Raw genomic sequence first — 16,628 nt, 5'->3', positions numbered from 1 at the left:
GTGGTCTCCAGTAGCTGGTTCATCGGAACGCTCACATCTTCATGTTCTTCATCGGCGCGCCCGGCTTTTGCCGGGCCGGCTCTGCGGCGGGCGCCGTGACCTCGTAGGCGACGGTGCCTTGCGGGAACTTGTATGGCCCAGGATCGCGGTAATCGTCGCGCGCGAGGTCCTCGCGGATCTTCATCACCGTGAACATGCCGCCCATCTCGATCGGCCCGAACTGGCCGGTGCCGGTCATCATTGGCAGCGTGTTGTCGGGCGCGGGCATCTCCATGTTGCCCATCGCCATGCCGGTCGAGCCCATGGCCATTCCGTCGGGCGCGAGCTTGCCGACGGCCTTGGCGAGATCCTTGCGCGACACCCCGATGAGGTTGCGCACATCGTGCCCCATCGCATTCATGGTGTGGTGCGACTTGTGACAATGAAATGCCCAGTCGCCGGGATTGTCCGCGAGCACGTCGAACACACGCACCGCGCCGACCGGCACGTCGGTGGTCGTCTCCGGATATTGTGCGCTCTCCGGAATCCAGCCGCCGTCCGTGGAGGTCACCGCAAAGCTGTGGCCATGCAGATGGATCGGGTGGTTGGTCATGGTGAGATTGCCGATCCGCACGCGCACCTTGTCGCCGAGCCTGACCGGCAGCGGATCGATGCCGGGAAACACCCGCGCATTCCAGGTCCACATGTTGAAGTCGGTCATCTCGTTGACATGGGGCAGGTAGGTGCCGGGGTCGACGCGATAGGTGCTCATCACGAAGACGAAGTCCCGGTCGACGGGCCGAAAGCTCTGGTCGCGCGGATGCACGACGACCATGCCCATCATGCCCATTGCCATCTGCACCATCTCGTCGGAATGCGGGTGGTACATGAAGGTTCCGCTTTTCTTCATCTCGAATTCGTAGACGAAGGTCTTGCCCGGCTGGATGTGCGGCTGGGTCAATCCGCCGACACCATCCATGCCGCTCGGAATGATCATGCCGTGCCAGTGCACGGTGGTGTATTCGGGCAGTCTGTTGGTGACGAAGATGCGGAGCTTGTCGCCCTCGACGGCTTCGATGGTCGGGCCGGGCGACTGGCCGTTGTAGCCCCACAGATTCACCTTCATGCCTTCGGCGAATTCCCGCACCACGGGTTCGGCGACGAGATGGAATTCCTTCCAGTCGCCGTTCATCCGGTACGGCAGCGACCAGCCGTTCAGCGTGACCACGGGCCGATAGTCGGGCCCGCTGATTGGATGCAGCGGCGGCTGCATCACGGCCTTGTCCATGGTGGGTGCTTCCGGAATCGAAGCGGCCTGCACACGGCCGCTGATGGCCGACGCGCCGGCAAGCGCGGCGCTGCCCAAGAATCCTCGCCGGGAAAACATGCTGGCCTCTCTCTCAGTGGCCGCCGGCGGCAGGCGCTGCCGCGGCGACGGTGGTTGGACTGTCGGCGCCGGCCACCGGGGCGTAGCCGCCATTGACGACGCTCTGCAAATCGGCCTGGGCGAGAAAGAATCTCTGCCGGGCATCGATCGCGCCGCGCAACGACGCCAGACGCTGCCGCGCCTCGGTGAGCAGCGCGAAGATGTCGACTTGCATGCTGGAGAAACGCAGCTGCATCTCCTCGGTGATGATCTTGCGCAGGGGGATGATCTCGCGCTGGTAATGGCTCGCGATGTCGTAGGTGGAGCGATAGACGCGATAGGCATCGCGCGCCTCGGAGCGCACATTCACGGCACGCTCGGTCAGGCGGTTGAAGGCGAAGTTGTAGGATTCGACGGCCTGCCGCACCCGCACCTCGCCGCCGTCGAAGATCGGAATCTGGAACTGCACGTCGAAGCCGCGCTCGCGGAACGGGGCTCCTTCCGGCTCCTGCGTGCGGCGGGTCATGCCGGCGAGATCGAACAGCGTCACAAAACGCGTCGCCTCGGTGAGGTTGAGGGCCTTGGCCAGTGCGTTCAGCTCCAGCCGCGCGATCTGCAAGTCGATGCGATGGGCCACCGCATCGGCCTCGATCGTGGGCAGCGCTTGTGGCCTGCGCGGCAGCGGCGGCAGTTGATCGGGGAGGCGGAAGTCCAGACCGGCGTCCCACAGCCCCATCAGGCGGGCCAGCCTTTCGCGGGCGCTCGCTGCAACCTGGCGCGCCGTTGCGAGGTCGGCGGTGGTCTCGGCGTAGAATACCTGCTCGCGGGCCTGGTCGAGCTTGTTGAGAGAGCCGGTCTCCCCCAGCTTGACCGCGAGCTGAGCGGTCGATTCCGCCGTCGCCTTCGCGTCCGTCAGCAGCCCTACCATTTCGTTGCCCGCGACGGCGCGGGCATAGGCGCGGCGGACGTCGGCGGCGAGCCGCAGCGTCGCCAGGGCAGCGCGCAGCTGGGCTTCACGGAAGCGCTCGCGAGCAATGTCGGAGCGGAACGGCAGGGTGGCGAGCGCGAGGATGTCGCCGACGACCTGACGCTCGATCTCGCTGGCGCCATTGCCGGTGATGCGCGAGACCGCGAACACGGGATTGGGCGGCAGGCTCTGTTCGACCAGATCGGTCTCGGCCAGCGCCAGCTCGTTATAGGCGGCTTGCAGCCCCTTGTTGTTGAGTAGCGCGATCTGCACGGCTGTGTCTGCGGTCAGCGTCCGCGACAACAGCTGGCGAACGCGTGCGTCGACCGCGGCAGCACTCTCGGCCGTTCGCACGAAGGCGACGTCCTTGTTAATGGTCTGGCCCGTCAGCTCGGCAACTGCCGTCATCCCGCTATCGGGTGAGAATGCGACGCAGCCGGAAACGCTGAACGCAGTCAGGACCAGCAGGCCCCGCGCCAAATGGTGTGCCATGGCGCGCTCCTACCGCTCTCGTTTCGGCTGCGGCGTCACATTCTCGTTGCGCTCGCGCCACGACGCCGGCGTCGCAGGCCGCAGGCTCGTGTAGGGCGCGATGGTCGAGCGATAGCCGACGGGCGCGACCTTTACCGCCGGATCAGCCGGATCGGCGCTGGCGACCTGGGGCGTTGCCGGCATGCAGCCGGACAGCACCAGTGTGGCGAGGGCCAGCAACGGCCAATTGAATCGAAAGTGTCGTCCACGTGCCGCGGATGCGGCGGCGGACCTCGCCCCCGAAGATGTAAACATGTTCATCCCTGATCTGGAGACCACAGGTTCGTGCGCGCAAAGGCGCGCTCGGCCCGAAATCGTCGCGTCAGATCAGGCGATGGGGGGACGGTAGTGCAGGGGCGGCGCCGCGCTGTGCAGGCTGGCCACGATCTCGGGCGCGCAGGCAGACATGGGCTGCACTGGCGTCGTGACGATGGGCAGATCGGCCGGCAGAGCGCTGACGCACATCATCGCGCAGCATGGACCCACTGTTCCGTCGCCGCCATGGCGATGCTGAGCGGGTGCATCCTTCTCGGCCGTCTGATGATGGGCGTGCGGTTCCGCGTGGTCGTCCGACGAGCCGTCATGATTGTGGCCAGCTTGCATCTGGTGGTGCACCGGCACAGGATCGGCGAGGCGTACGTCGTCAAGACAGGGGGCAGCGCCATTGCCCCAGGCAAGACTTGCTGCTGGCGCGAGCACGCAGAACAGATAGGCGAGGGCGATGATCCGCCCCACCCTGATCCGCAACGGTCGCGTCAATCGCAGCAACATTCCGCCGATATGCTCTCCGCGCGGCAGGAGTGCACACGCAGATTGCAAACTAGTAGCAAATCGCACCGTCGCCAAGCTCCTTGTTACCGCAGTGCACCGCGCATGCCCAATATCGCGCCACAATGCTTGACCCTGTGAGGATCCGCGGGCCATGTTCCGGGCCGTGCACGCGCCAAATCATCCAGGACAGACGCCTCACTCATTCAGCCCTGATTCTCGTCAGGCCTGGATGCGGCTGGTTATTGCGCTTCTGATCGGCTCGATCGGCGCCGTCGGCATGTGGGCGGTCGTGGTCGTGATTCCGATCGTGCAGGCCGAATTCGGCGCCACGCGCGGCGCGGTGTCGCTGGCTTTTACCCTCATGATGTTCGGCTTCGGGCTCGGCGGCGTGATCGCCGGGAAAATCACCGACCGCTTCGGCATCGTTCCGGCGATGGCGATCAGCATCGCCTTCCTCGGCGTCGCCAACGTGCTCGCTGGCCTGTCGAGCCAGCTCTGGCAGTTCGTCGCCGCCTACTTCCTCATCGGCCTCGGCACCGCGGCGACCTTCGCGCCGCTGATGGCGGAAGCCTCGCACTGGTTCGAGCGTTACCGCGGCCTCGCCGTGACCATCGTTGCCAGCGGCAATTATGTCGCGGGCACGATGTGGCCGCCGCTCGTGAGCTGGGGCACGCAGGAGATCGGCTGGCGCTATACCCATATCGGCATCGGCATCGTCTGCGTCAGCCTGATGACGGTGCTGGTGCTGGTCCTGCGCGCGCAGATGGGCAGGGACACGGTCCACGATCATGCCAACGCACCGCCGCCGCGGGTCGATCTCAAGCTCTCCACCAACACGCTGACGGTGCTGCTGTCGATCGCCGCCATCGCGTGCTGCGTCGCGATGGCGATGCCCCAGGTGCATATCGTCGCCTATTGCGGCGATCTCGGCTATGGCGTGGCGCGTGGCGCCGAGATGCTGTCCTTGATGATGGCCTGCGGCATCATCAGCCGGATCGGCTCGGGCTACCTGGCCGATAAGATCGGGGGTATCCGCACCCTGCTGGTGGGATCGCTGGCGCAGGGCTTTGCGCTGGTGTTCTATCTGTTCTTCGACAGCCTCACCTCGCTGTATCTGATTTCGGCGATGTTCGGCCTTTTCCAGGGTGGCATCGTGCCGAGCTACGCGATCATCGTGCGCGAGGCGATGCCCGCGAGCGAGGCGGCGACGCGCGTCGGCATCGTGATCTTCGCCTCGGTGTTCGGCATGTCCTTCGGTGGCTGGGTGTCCGGCGTGATCTTCGATGCCACCGGCTCCTACGGCGCGGCGTTCGCGAACGGCGTAGCGTGGAATGCGCTGAACATCGGCATCGTCGTGTTGCTGCTGATTCGCTCGCGGATGAGCGCAATGAAGACCGGCCCGGGATTCGCCACTTAGTCCTGTTCAATGCGCGAGCAGGTCGAGAAAAGGCGTATCGACCGCGCTGACATAGAAGATGACGACCTTGGTCTCTCTCTCCGTCCGATTGTAGCCGGTCATCGGCACGCCGGGTGGTTCGACCAGCGCCTCGCCCGCCTTGATCGTGAGGGGCGGCTTGCCGGCCAGTTCCAGAGTGAAGGCGCCTTCCTGCACATACACAGTCACTGGGTAACGGTGGGTGTGATAGACGGTCTTGTCGCCGGGCCTGAATGATGCGGTCATCACCCGCACCGATTGTTTGTCATCCCTCGGCAGCCCCTCGACGACTTGCTGCAGCGCCACATGAGGTTTGGCGATGCCATGCGCCTCGTGGCTTTGAGCGATGGCTGCGGCAGGAGTGCCCAGCACGATTGCGGCGCCGAGGGCGAGGTGAGGGCGCATCTTCAATCTCCATTGCAAGGTCGCGGACGCGCAGCCTAGGAGCGGTCGTTCAGCCGCGGGAGCCGCAACATTGCGGGTGGCGGCCGCAGAAGTGCATAATCCCCACATGTTCGACTGGAACGACCTCAAATATTTCCTGGCGGTCGCGCGCCACGGCAGCACCATTGCCGCCGGCAAGGCGCTCGGTCTCAGCCAGTCGACCGTGCATCGTCGGCTCGACGAACTGGAGCGGCGACTGGGCCGCACACTGGTGACCCGCCAGCAGAGCGGCTACCGCCTGACTGAATTCGGCCAGGCGATGTTGCCGTATGCGGAGCGCGTCGAGGCCGCCATTATCGACTTCACGCGGCGCACCAGCGACGTCGAGCAGGACATGAAAGGTGTGATCCGCGTCACCTGCCCGGAGCCGATCGTTGCCCGGCTGACCCAATCCGGCCTGCTCGACGTCTTTCGCGCGCAGCATCCCTCGCTGCGGGTCGAGTTCGTGATGAGCGACCGCTATCTCGACCTCTCCAAGGGCGAGGTCGATGTCGCGTTTCGCTCCGGTGACACCGACGACCAACTCGTGGGGCGAAAGATCGCCGAGGCGATCTGGGCGGTCTACGCCAGCCGCGACTATGTCGAACGACACGGCAAGCCTGAGCGCATCGAGGACCTCGAGCGGCATCTGCTGGTCGGCCTGGACGATTCGCTGGCCAATCACCGCGCCGTCAAATGGCTGAAAGAGGTCGCGCCGGATGGCAGGATGTCGGCTCGCATCAACAGCGTGCTTGGCCTCGTCTCTGCGATCAAGTCGGGAGTGGGCATCGGACCGCTTCCGATCGCACTTGGCGACGCTGAGCCCGGCCTCGTCCGCGTGCTCGGCCCGATCGCGGAATTGACGCGGAGCTGGCGTATCCTGACGCATCCCGATCTCAGGCGCGTGCCGCGGATCGCTGCGTTCTTCGACTTCATCGTGCTCCAGCGCGAGGCGTTGAAGCCCATCCTGACGGGATGACCTTCACCGCTTCCGCTTCGCGGCCGCTCTCGCCGGCTTGGCGACGCGCGTCTTGCTTTTGGCACCGGGCCGCACCCGCAAGCCATCGACGAACACGTCGAGCATCCGCAGCACCGAGGACTGCCATCCGGGCTGGTCGTGCATGTAGCACATGCCGACGAGTGCCCTGAGCAGGTCCTCCGGGCCGAGATCGCCACGTATCTGGCCGGCCGCAACCGCGCGGTCGAGCAACGAGCCGATCGCCTTCGTCAGCCGGTCCATCGAGAATGCCGCGAGCTCCGACGAGCTCTGGAAGGTCAGCGCCAGCGCGGCCGACATGCCCTTCTTGGTGGCAACGAACTCGACGTTGGAGCGCAGCCAGCGACGCAACGCGTCCACCGGGTCCTTGGCATTCTTCAACTCCTCGGCAAGCTCGCTGAGCTGCTCGACTTCGCGCCGGTACACCGCCTCGAACAGATCCTCGCGGGCCGGAAAATGCCGGTACAGCGTGCCGATGCCGACGCCGGCGCGTTTGGCCACCGCCTCCAGGCTCGCCTCGGGACCGCCGGCGCTGAACACCGCCTTTGCCGCCTCGAGCACGCGCTCGCGATTGCGCATGGCGTCGGCGCGCGGTTTGCGGGTTCGGTTGGTGTGGTCGTCCATGCCGGCAATGTAGATCACGAATTGGTTAGATAGAACCCTCGCCGGACCCGGGCAGTGCTGCATCGCGTTGGTACGCTGGGGCTTTTGACGAATTCCAGATTCTTTCCGGTGCCTCTTGTTAAACGGAGGGTGCCTCCGTATTTTCCACCGCGTACCGGCCCGCATCATGCGGGTCGACGCGGATCGACGGTGGCCACGGCGGTGGCGCGCTGCACGATCACCCATGTCCAAATCTGATCGGAGCCATTTATGAACCACTCCATCAGCCTCACCGTGAACGGTGCGCGGCGCGATTTCGTCCTGGACGATCCGCGCGTCACGCTGCTCGATCTCCTGCGTGAGCGCCTCCATCTCACCGGCACCAAGAAGGGATGTGACCGCGGGCAGTGCGGCGCCTGCACCATCCTTGTCGACGGCAAGCGTATCAATTCCTGTCTCGCGCTCGCCATCAGCCATGACGGCGCCGATATCCTCACGATCGAAGGCGTTGCGCGCGGGGACCAGCTTCATCCCGTGCAGGCCGCCTTCATCGCTCATGACGGCTTCCAGTGTGGGTTCTGCACCCCCGGCCAGATCATGAGCGCGATCGGCATGATGCAGGAGGCGCAGGCCGGCAACGATCCCGAGCGCATCCGCGAATGCATGAGCGGCAATCTCTGCCGCTGCGGCGCGTATGCCGGCATCGTGGATGCCGTGCTCGACGCGCAAGGACAGATGGACGAATCCAGCCAGAGGCGCTCCGCATGAAGCCGTTCGATTATGTCAGGCCTGCCTCGGTCGCAGCGGCGGTTGCCGCTGCCGCTCAGCCCGGCGCTGTCTTTCTTGCCGCCGGCACCAATCTGCTCGATTTGATGAAGGGGGGCGTCAGCCGTCCGGACCGCCTCGTCGACGTCACGCATCTCGATGGGCTCGATCAGATCGAGACTCTCGGCGACGGTTCGTTGCGCATCGGAGCGCTGGTGAGCAATGCCGATCTCGCGCACGATGCTGAGTTCGCGAGATCTTATCCGGCCGTGGCCGAGGCCCTGCTGTCCGGCGCGTCGGCCCAGTTGCGCAATGCCGCGACCGTCGGCGGCAATCTCCTGCAGCGGACGCGCTGTGCGTATTTCTATGACACCGCCAGCCGTTGCAACAAGCGCGAGCCCGGCAGCGGCTGCGACGCCCGCGACGGCGAGAACCGCGGCCATGCCGTGCTCGGCTGGACCGAGAGCTGCATCGCCACGCATCCGTCGGACTTCTGCGTGCCGCTGGTCGCGCTCGATGCCATGGTCGAGATCGAGGGCAGGGGCGGCCGGCGCGAGGTCGCGCTCGACCAATTGCATCGCCTGCCCGGCGATACCCCCGAGCGTGATTCCGTACTCGAACCCGGAGACCTCATCGTCGCCGTGCGTCTGCCGCCCGCCGCGCGCGGCTTTGCCGCGCATGCGCGCTATCTCAAGGTCCGCGAGCGTACGTCTTACGCCTTCGCCGTGGTATCGGCCGCGGCTGCCCTGCGGATCGAGAGCGGCATGATTGTCGAAGCGCGACTTGCGCTTGGTGGTGTCGCCGCAAAGCCCTGGCGTGCCCGCGCCGCCGAGGACGTGCTCAAGAACGTCTCGCCCACTGCCGACGCTTTCCAGGAAGCTGCCTGGCGTGCGCTCACGGACGCAAAGCCGTCAGGCGACAACGCCTTCAAGATCGAGCTCGCGCGCCGCATCGTCGTGCGCGCGCTGACCCTCGCCGCCGCCGGCACGCCCGCGCGCATCCCCGCGCTGCCGGCCTCTCCCTTTGCCGCGACATCCGGAGCCGACCATGCCTGAGCTCAACCTCACCAGTACCCCCGCCCATCTGCGGCACGGCTCGAACATCGGCCAGCCGCTGACCCGCCGGGACGGCATCCTCAAGGTCACGGGACGGGCAACTTACGCCGCCGACAATCATCCGCCCGGCATGCTGTTTGCTGTGATGGCCGTGTCCAGCATCTCGCGCGGCCGCGTGGTCTCGCTCGATGTTGCCGCGGCCAAGCGCCATCCTGGCGTCGTCGATGTCATGACGCATGATCACAAGCCTCGGCTTGCGATCGATCCGGAGGTCAAGACCAATCCGTTCGTGTTCCGGATGGAGGTGCTGCAAAGCAATGAGGTCCGCTACGCCAACCAGCCGATCGCGGTCGTGATCGCCGAGACGCTGGAAGCGGCAACGGAAGGCGCGGTGCTGCTGGCGCCGCGTTACGAGGTGCAGTCTGCGCGCGTCGGGCTGGATGCCGGCGAAAGCTTCGTGCCGCCCGTCGTCGGTGTCGGCAACCCCGCGGAGCATCGCCACGGCGATATCGAGGCCGGCCTCGCCTCGGCCGAGAAGCAGATCGATGCCATCTACGAGACGCCCCCGCAATATCACAACGCCATGGAGCCGCATGCGATCGTTGCGTCGTGGGACGGAGACAATCTTTCCGTCGACATGCCGACCCAGGGCCTGATGCTGTCGCTCGCGCGCATCGCCGAATTGTTCGGCATTGCGCATGACAAGATTCACATCCGCAGCCCGTTCCTTGGCGGCGGATTTGGCTCCAAGGGCCTGATGGCCGGCCCGCAAGTCCTCGGAGTCATGGCCGCGAAGCTGGTCGGCAAGCCGGTCAAGCTGGTGCTGCGCCGTGAGCAGATGTACGGTCCGGTCGGCCATCGCGCGCCGACCCGCCAGCGGCTGCGCATCGGTGCGGATGGCGAGGGGCGCCTCACCGCGCTCGATCATCATGCGCGGACCGTATCGAGCACGTTCGACGATTTCTACGAGCCCGCCGCCGATGCCTCGCACACGCTCTACGCGGCGCCTGCGATCCGCACCTCGCATGACGCCGTGCGCGTCAACTCCGGCACGCCGCTGTTCATGCGTGCTCCAGGCGAAGCGACCGGATCGATCGCGCTCGAAAGCGCGATCGACGAGATGGCCTGGGCCTGTGGCATGGATCCGCTCGCCTTCCGCCTGAAGAACTATGCCGAGGTCGAGCCGATCACCGGCAAGCCGTTCTCTTCAAAAGCGCTGCGCGCCTGCTACGAGCAGGGCGCCGCGCGCTTCGGCTGGACCAAACGTCCGCTCCGGCCGCGGCAGATGCGCGACGATGCCGGCCTCCTGGTCGGCTGGGGCATGGGCACTGCGACCTTCCCGGCGCTGATGTTCCAGGCCGAAGCGCGCGCGGTGCTCCGCCGCGACGGCTCGGGCGCCATGGAGATCGGCGCGCATGACATGGGGCAGGGCGCCTGGACGGCGCTCGCCCAGATCGCCGCCGACGAACTCGGGCTCGATATCGATCGCGTCGAGTTCAAGGCGGGTTCGTCCGATCTGCCCGACGCCGGCATCGCGGGCGGCTCGGCGCACACGGCAACGGCGGGTGCTGCGATCCGCAGCGCCGGTGCGGCCGTGATCGCAAAGCTCGCCGATCTCGCAACCAGCGACGAGCGCTCGCCCCTGTTCGGCGCCGGCAATGCCGGCGTGATCGCGCGCGACGGCAGGCTGCTTCGCCGTGACGACGAAAGCCGAGGTGAGAGCTATTCCGATATCCTCGCGCGAGCAGGCGTCGCGGAGGTCGAGGCCCGTGGCACCGGGGCGCCGAACCCCGCGGCGATGGAGGAATATGCGATGCATGCCCACGGCGCGGTGTTTGCGGAGGTGAAGGTCGATCCCGTGCTCGGCCAGGTCCGCGTCACCCGCATGGCCGGCGCTTTCGCGGCCGGGCGGATCGTCAATCCGCGCATGGTGCAGAGCCAGCTGTTCGGGGGCATGATCTGGGGCCTCTCGTTTGCGCTGCACGAGGAGGCCATCACCGACCGGCGCACCGGCCGGATCATGAATGCCAATCTCGGCGAGTACCACATCCCGGTGAATGCCGACGTGCCGCCGCTCGACGTCATCACGGTCGAGGAACACGATCCGCACGTGAACGCGCTCGGCATCAAGGGCGTCGGAGAAATCGGCATCACCGGAAGTGCCGGGGCGGTTGCCAACGCCGTCTGGCACGCCACCGGCGTGCGCGTCCGTCGGTTTCCGATCCGGATCGAGGAATTGCTGACGCGGCGCTGAGACGGGGAGGCGACCTCCCCGCCGAACGTCAGTTCAACTTCCTGCGGAGAGCCTTGAGCGCTTCTCGCTGCAGCTCGATGTATTCGGCGATGGCCTTGCGCAGCTCCTGCGAGTGGAATTCGTCGCTGCCGCGCGGAACCTCTTCGCGTGCGGCTTCGGCATTTGCGAGTGTGGTCTTCATGGCGTGCCCCGTTACCAAGCGGCCCCGGAGTGCCTGGGAGTTCGGGACCATGACCTCGACACCTTTGCGCGAGGCTGCTCGGCTACGACTTGGATAATAGGAGGAACGCCGTCGGCAGGAATTGAGCTGGCTCAACCGCGGCCGAATTGCCGACGTCGTTCTCCCGCGTTCATGCTGATTGAACGGCTTTGACGCTGGAGTCGCCGCGCAGGGTCATCAAGCAGGGGTCATCAAAACGTCGGCGGCGTGCAGGCCGAGATCACCTCGCAGGGCTTGCCGCCCACGCATCGGAAGCGGTGCGGGCGGCGGCTCTCGAAATAATAGGCATCGCCGGGGTTCAGGATGCGGCGCTCGTCCTCGACGGTGACCTCGAGCTTCCCGGAGATCACGATGCCGCCCTCCTCGCCGTCATGGACGAGGTGAACGCGTCCGGTGTCGCTGCCGGGCTCGTACCGCTCCTTCAGGATCTGGAGGCTGCGGCCGAACAGATTGTCGCCGACCTGGCGATAGGAGATCGGCTTCTTGCCGACTTCGGTCAGCTCCTCGGCCCGGTAGAAGATCTTGCGCCTGGACTCCGGCTCCAGCGCGAAGAACTCGGCGAGCCCCATCGGGATGCCGTCGAGGATGCGCTTGAGCGCGCCGACCGAGGGGTTCATCTGGTTGGATTCGATCAGCGAGATGGTCGAATTGGTGACGCCGGCGCGCTTGGCGAGCTCGCGCTGCGACAGCTTGTGGCGCGCCCGGAGGAATCGCAGCCGTCCACCGATGTCGACGCTCATGCCCTTGGTCCTGTGTTGCAGGTGTTGCGGATCGCGCAAATATGGACCGGCAGCCCCAGCCAGATCAATGGCTTGCAGGTTACCAGAAAAGGACTTGTTGCGGTATTACAGTCGTGGCTCTGCTAGCACACCAGCAAAGGAGCGCGGCCGTGACCCTTCATCAGATTCCGAACACCATCAAGACCGATTCGTACTGGATGCCGTTCACGGCCAACCGGCAATTCAAGAAATCGCCGCGCCTGTTCTCCTCGGCCGAGGGCATGTACTACACCAGCGTCGACGGCCGTCAGGTGATCGACGGCTCCGCCGGGCTCTGGTGTGTCAATGCCGGCCATGGCCGCAAGCAGATCGCCGCCGCCGTCGAGCGGCAGCTGATGACGCTGGACTTCGCGCCGTCGTTCCAGATGGGCCATCCGCTAGCGTTCGATTTCGCCGAGCGTCTCGCCGAGATCGCGCCGAAGGGCCTCGACCGCGTTTTCTTCACCAACTCCGGCTCCGAGTCGGTCGATACCGCGCTGAAGATCGCGCTCGCCTATCATCGCGCCAACGGCCAGGCCAGCCGCACGCGCCTGATCGGCCGCGAGCGCGGCTATCACGGCGTCGGCTTCGGCGGCACGTCGGTCGGCGGCATGGTCGCCAACCGACGTGCCTTCACGACCCTGCTGCCGGGCGTCGATCATATCCGTCACACCCATGATCTCACCCGCAACGCCTTCGCCAAGGACCTGCCCGAGCACGGCGCCGAGCTCGCGGACGATCTCGAGCGTTTGGTCGCCCTGCACGGCGCCGAGACCATCGCCGCCGTCATCGTCGAGCCGGTGCCGGGTTCGACCGCGGTGCTGCCGCCGCCGAAAGGCTATCTGAAGCGCCTGCGCGAGATCTGCGACAAGCACGGCATCCTCTTGATCTTCGACGAGGTCATCACCGGCTTCGGCCGTCTCGGCACGCCGTTCGCCGCCAACTTCTTCGGCGTCACGCCGGACCTGATGACGACGGCCAAGGGCATCACCAATGGCACCGTGCCCTGCGGTGCGGTATTCGCGAGCCGCAAGGTGTACGACGGCATGATGACCGGCCCGGAGAACCAGATCGAGCTGTTCCACGGCTACACCTATTCGGCGCATCCGGTGGCGTGTGCCGCGGGCATCGCGACCCTCGACATCTACAAGGACGAAGGCCTGCTCACCCGCGGTGCTTCGCTCGCGGAATATTGGCGCGATGCGCTGCATTCGCTGAAGGGTCTGCCGAACGTCGTCGACATCCGAAATTGCGGCCTGATGGGCGCGGTCGAGCTGGCGCCACGCGACGGCGTGGTCGGCGCACGCGGCTACGACATGCTCGTCGAATGCTTCAACAGCGGCCTCTATCTTCGCACCGGTGGCGACTCCGTTGCGATGTCGCCGCCGCTCATCGTCGAGAAGAGCCACATCGACAAGATGGTCTCGATCCTCGGCGACGCCATCAAGAAGGTGGCCTGATAATTGCTCTTGCAGCGGCAAGCGTGATGCCGCGGGAGTTTGACGAAGCGTGAAAATTCTGATCCTCGGCAGCGGTGTCATCGGTGTCACCTCTGCCTACTACCTTGCGCGTGCCGGCCACGAGGTGACGGTCGTCGACCGTCAGCCCGAGCCGGCACTGGAGACCTCTTTCGCCAATGCCGGCGAGGTGTCGCCCGGCTATTCCTCGCCCTGGGCCGGGCCCGGCGTGCCGGTGAAGGCGGTCAAGTGGCTGTTGATGAAGCACGGTCCGCTGGTGATCCGGCCGAAGCTCGATCCTGTCATGTGGGTCTGGCTGCTCAAGATGCTGCGCAACTGCACCAGCGCGCGCTACGCGGTCAACAAGAGCCGGATGATTCCGATCGCGGAATACAGCCGCGATGCCTTGCGCGACCTGCGCCGCGACATCGGCATCCAGTATGACGAGCGCTCGCAGGGCACGCTGCAGCTGTTCCGCTACCAGGCCCAGCTCGACGGCACGGCCGAGGATATCGCCGTGCTCAAGCAATATGGCGTTCCCTTCGAGGTGCTGAGCCGCGAGGGCTGCATCGCGGTCGAGCCGGCGCTCGCTGGCGTAAAGGAAAAGTTCGTCGGCGGGCTTCGCCTGCCGCAGGACGAGACCGGCGACTGCCACATGTTCACGCAGTCGCTCGCAAGGCATGCGCAGGCGCTCGGCGTGCGCTTTCTGTTCAACACCGGCATCGATCGCATCGTCACCGAGGGTGCGCGTGTCAGCGGCGTCGCGACCAGTGCCGGCCTGTTGCAGGCGGACGCTTACGTGCTCGCGCTCGGCAGCTGGTCGTCACGGCTGGTCGCGCCGCTCGGCATCTCGCTGCCGGTCTATCCGGTGAAGGGCTATTCGATCACGGTGCCGATCAAGGACGCCTCCGGCGCGCCGGAATCGACCGTGATGGACGAGAGCTACAAGGTCGCGATCACGCGCCTTGGCGATCGCATCCGTGTCGGCGGCACCGCGGAAATCTCCGGCTACTCGGACAAGCTCTACGATGCCCGCCGCGCCACGCTCGATCATTCGCTGACCGACCTGTTCCCGCGCGGCGGCGATCTCGCCAAGGCGACGTTCTGGAGCGGCCTGCGTCCGATGACGCCGGACGGCCCGCCCGTGATCGGCCGGACGCACTACGCCAATCTGCACCTCAACACCGGCCACGGCACGCTCGGCTGGACCATGTCCTGCGGCTCGGGCCGCGTGCTCGCCGACATGCTGTCCGGCAGGAAGCCGGACATCGACGTGAGTGCGCTGTCGGTCGAGCGGTACAAGCACCGGTTCGGGTAAGGCTCTGTCCCCGCGTCATTGCGAGGAGCGAAGCAACGAAGCAATCCAGAATGCCTCCGCGGCAAGACTCTGGATTGCATCGCTGCGCTCGCAATGGCGGCGTAGACACGGCGCGGATTTCTTCCACCCGCCGCGGGCGTTGAAGGCAGCTACCCCGCCGCCGTCACGCAATTCACCCACAGCACCACCGCCTTCGCATCTTCAGCCGGGTTCGAAAACCGGTGCGGCCTTCGGCTGGCAAAGCGAAAACTGTCGCCGGTCTTCAGCGACCAGGTCTCGCTGTCCACCGTCAGCATCATCTCGCCTTCGAGCACGAGGCCGGCTTCCTCGCCATCATGCGTGTAGAGCTCATCGCCGGTGGAGCCGCCAGGTTCAAGATGCACCAGGAACAGGTTGAGCTTGTTGTCCGCACCGGCCGGGCTCAGCAACTGCTTTGATACGCCGGTGCGCCAGAGTTTCAGCTCGGGCCGCTGCAGTCCGCGCGTCACCACCTGATCGGAGGCCGCGTCAGCGCTCGGGCTGGCGCCGAACAGCGCGGCGATGCCGACGCCGAGCACGTCGGCGAGGGTCGCCAGCACGCGCAGCGACGGCGACGACAGCCCGCGCTCGATCTGGCTGAGAAACCCGATCGACAGGTCCGTGCGTGCGGCGACCGTCTCCAGCGAAAATCGCCTGACCCGCCTGAGATCCCGGATGCGGCGGCCGACCGTAACGTCCATCGCCGGCTCGGCCGGCCTGGCGATGGCCTTGGCTTTCACCTTCCTAGCCGGCTTTGCGGCGGCCAGTTTGCGCATTCTTTTGCCACCGCTCACGTCAAAGCGCTTCCTTCATGTGCATGAAAACCGCTTGCATCATCCCCGAAAGTGTGACCAAAATTTCATATTGGTGAAAATAGGCCGAAACGGCTCGGCCCGCAACGTCTGATCACGAGATGCGCGGGCGGCGCCGGCCAGACCCAAAGGGGGATGCGATGAAGCGTTATGTCCAGGCCGCGGTCGCGGCACTCGCGATTGCCGCAACGGTGCCGGCGTCGGCGCAACAGGTGCTCAAGGTCGGCTCGACGCCGACGGGCATTCCCTTCACCTTCCTCGACACCAAGACCAACACCATCCAGGGCATCATGGTCGATCTCATCACCGAAGTCGGCAAGGATGCCGGCTTCAACGTGCAGATCGAGCCGATGCAGTTTTCCGCGCTGATCCCGTCGCTGACCTCGAGCAAGATCGACATCATCGCGGCCGCGATGTTCATCACGCCGCCGCGCAAGGAGGTCGTCGACTTCTCGGATCCGATCTACACCTACGGCGAGGGCCTCGTGGTTCCCAAGAGCGATACTAAGGCCTACGCCACGCAGGAGGATTTGAAGGGCGAGACGGTCGGCGCGCAGGTCGGCACCGCCTTCGTCGACGCGCTCAAGAAGACCGGCCTGTTCGCCGACGTGAAGGCCTACGACACCATTCCCGACATCCTGCGCGACGTGAACACCGGCCGCCTCAAGGCCGGCTACGCCGACTATCCGATCCTCGCCTACAATCTGAAGCAGGGCGGCTTCCCGGAGGTACGCCTCGTGGACGGCTACAAGCCCGTCACGGTCGGATCGGTCGGCATCGGCGTGCGCAAGGGTGAGGCCGCGCTGCTCGGCAAGATCAACGCTTCGCTCACCAAGCTGAAGGCCAATGGCACCATTGACAAGATCCTGGGTAAATGGGGCCTGAAGGCCCAGGGCTAG

17 protein-coding genes are annotated in these 16,628 nt (G+C 65.8%); 8 read left to right on the top strand and 9 right to left on the bottom strand.

Translation table 11 applies throughout. The annotated features are described in order from the left end of the window. Positions 1-31: 31 nt before the first annotated feature. The 4 genes from K408_RS0128950 to K408_RS0128935 form a co-directional block, all read right to left on the bottom strand. Positions 32-1,366, bottom strand: a complete 1,335-nt coding sequence (locus K408_RS0128950; RefSeq protein ID WP_024341736.1) for a copper oxidase — start codon at positions 1,364-1,366, stop codon at positions 32-34. Positions 1,367-1,379: 13 nt separating this feature from the next. Next, positions 1,380-2,804, bottom strand: coding sequence for a TolC family protein (locus tag K408_RS0128945; protein WP_024341735.1), 1,425 nt, complete (start codon positions 2,802-2,804; stop codon positions 1,380-1,382). Between the two features lie 9 nt (positions 2,805-2,813). Beyond that, complete coding sequence (locus K408_RS0128940) at positions 2,814-3,098, bottom strand: hypothetical protein (protein WP_024341734.1); 285 nt, start codon at positions 3,096-3,098, stop codon at positions 2,814-2,816. 72 nt (positions 3,099-3,170) lie between these two features. Then, a complete protein-coding gene (locus K408_RS0128935) occupies positions 3,171-3,614 on the bottom strand; it encodes a hypothetical protein (RefSeq protein ID WP_024341733.1) in 444 nt (147 codons plus the stop codon). A 151-nt stretch (positions 3,615-3,765) separates the two neighbouring features. Here K408_RS0128935 and K408_RS0128930 point away from each other — a divergent pair, with 151 nt between their 5' ends. After that, positions 3,766-5,031, top strand: coding sequence for an MFS transporter (locus K408_RS0128930; protein ID WP_024341732.1), 1,266 nt, complete (start codon positions 3,766-3,768; stop codon positions 5,029-5,031). Between the two features lie 6 nt (positions 5,032-5,037). Here K408_RS0128930 and K408_RS38980 read toward each other — a convergent pair whose 3' ends face one another. After that, a complete protein-coding gene (locus K408_RS38980) occupies positions 5,038-5,454 on the bottom strand; it encodes a cupin domain-containing protein (protein WP_024341731.1) in 417 nt (138 codons plus the stop codon). Positions 5,455-5,530: 76 nt separating this feature from the next. Between K408_RS38980 and K408_RS38975 the strand changes: the two genes are divergently transcribed. Further along, positions 5,531-6,451, top strand: a complete 921-nt coding sequence (locus K408_RS38975) for a LysR family transcriptional regulator (protein WP_196232416.1) — start codon at positions 5,531-5,533, stop codon at positions 6,449-6,451. A 3-nt stretch (positions 6,452-6,454) separates the two neighbouring features. Here the strand turns inward: K408_RS38975 and K408_RS0128915 are convergent, their stop codons facing one another. Continuing rightward, positions 6,455-7,093, bottom strand: a complete 639-nt coding sequence (locus tag K408_RS0128915) for a TetR/AcrR family transcriptional regulator (protein ID WP_024341729.1) — start codon at positions 7,091-7,093, stop codon at positions 6,455-6,457. Positions 7,094-7,342: 249 nt separating this feature from the next. Between K408_RS0128915 and K408_RS0128910 the strand changes: the two genes are divergently transcribed. From K408_RS0128910 to K408_RS0128900, 3 genes are read left to right on the top strand one after another with little or no spacing between them, the layout of a single operon-like run. Continuing rightward, the gene (locus K408_RS0128910) at positions 7,343-7,840 is read left to right on the top strand and encodes a (2Fe-2S)-binding protein (protein ID WP_024341728.1); all 498 of its coding nucleotides are present in this window, start codon (positions 7,343-7,345) and stop codon (positions 7,838-7,840) included. Beyond that, complete coding sequence (locus tag K408_RS0128905; RefSeq protein ID WP_024341727.1) at positions 7,837-8,892, top strand: FAD binding domain-containing protein; 1,056 nt, start codon at positions 7,837-7,839, stop codon at positions 8,890-8,892. The genes K408_RS0128910 and K408_RS0128905 overlap by 4 nt, the downstream gene beginning before the upstream one ends. Further along, positions 8,885-11,146 (top strand): xanthine dehydrogenase family protein molybdopterin-binding subunit, encoded by a 2,262-nt coding sequence (locus K408_RS0128900; protein ID WP_024341726.1) that lies wholly within the window; start codon positions 8,885-8,887, stop codon positions 11,144-11,146. Before K408_RS0128905 ends, K408_RS0128900 begins: the two co-directional genes overlap by 8 nt. A gap of 28 nt (positions 11,147-11,174) precedes the next feature. Here K408_RS0128900 and K408_RS42910 read toward each other — a convergent pair whose 3' ends face one another. Both K408_RS42910 and K408_RS0128890 read right to left on the bottom strand, forming a co-directional pair. Beyond that, positions 11,175-11,327, bottom strand: coding sequence for a hypothetical protein (locus tag K408_RS42910; RefSeq protein ID WP_196232415.1), 153 nt, complete (start codon positions 11,325-11,327; stop codon positions 11,175-11,177). A gap of 230 nt (positions 11,328-11,557) precedes the next feature. Beyond that, the gene (locus tag K408_RS0128890; RefSeq protein ID WP_024341725.1) at positions 11,558-12,106 is read right to left on the bottom strand and encodes a cupin domain-containing protein; all 549 of its coding nucleotides are present in this window, start codon (positions 12,104-12,106) and stop codon (positions 11,558-11,560) included. Between the two features lie 149 nt (positions 12,107-12,255). On the opposite strand from K408_RS0128890, the gene aptA reads away from it, so the two are divergent. Together aptA and K408_RS0128880 are read left to right on the top strand one after the other, a co-directional pair. Further along, positions 12,256-13,584 carry an omega-aminotransferase AptA gene (aptA, locus tag K408_RS0128885; RefSeq protein ID WP_024341724.1) on the top strand — a complete coding sequence of 443 codons (1,329 nt, stop codon included), beginning with the start codon at positions 12,256-12,258 and terminating at the stop codon, positions 13,582-13,584. Between the two features lie 49 nt (positions 13,585-13,633). Next, positions 13,634-14,899 carry a D-amino acid dehydrogenase gene (locus tag K408_RS0128880; RefSeq protein ID WP_024341723.1) on the top strand — a complete coding sequence of 422 codons (1,266 nt, stop codon included), beginning with the start codon at positions 13,634-13,636 and terminating at the stop codon, positions 14,897-14,899. A gap of 149 nt (positions 14,900-15,048) precedes the next feature. Here K408_RS0128880 and K408_RS0128875 read toward each other — a convergent pair whose 3' ends face one another. Continuing rightward, on the bottom strand, positions 15,049-15,693 hold the full coding sequence (locus K408_RS0128875; protein WP_029674366.1) for a helix-turn-helix domain-containing protein: 645 nt from the start codon (positions 15,691-15,693) through the stop codon (positions 15,049-15,051). A 176-nt stretch (positions 15,694-15,869) separates the two neighbouring features. On the opposite strand from K408_RS0128875, the gene K408_RS0128870 reads away from it, so the two are divergent. After that, a complete protein-coding gene (locus tag K408_RS0128870) occupies positions 15,870-16,628 on the top strand; it encodes an ABC transporter substrate-binding protein (protein ID WP_024341721.1) in 759 nt (252 codons plus the stop codon).

Origin of the sequence: Bradyrhizobium sp. in8p8, assembly GCF_000426845.1 — a bacterium.
Classification (GTDB): Bacteria; Pseudomonadota; Alphaproteobacteria; order Rhizobiales; family Xanthobacteraceae; genus Bradyrhizobium; species Bradyrhizobium japonicum_C.
The sequence above is the reverse complement of the archived record's forward strand: the minus strand, read 5'-3'. Positions and strand labels throughout refer to the sequence as shown.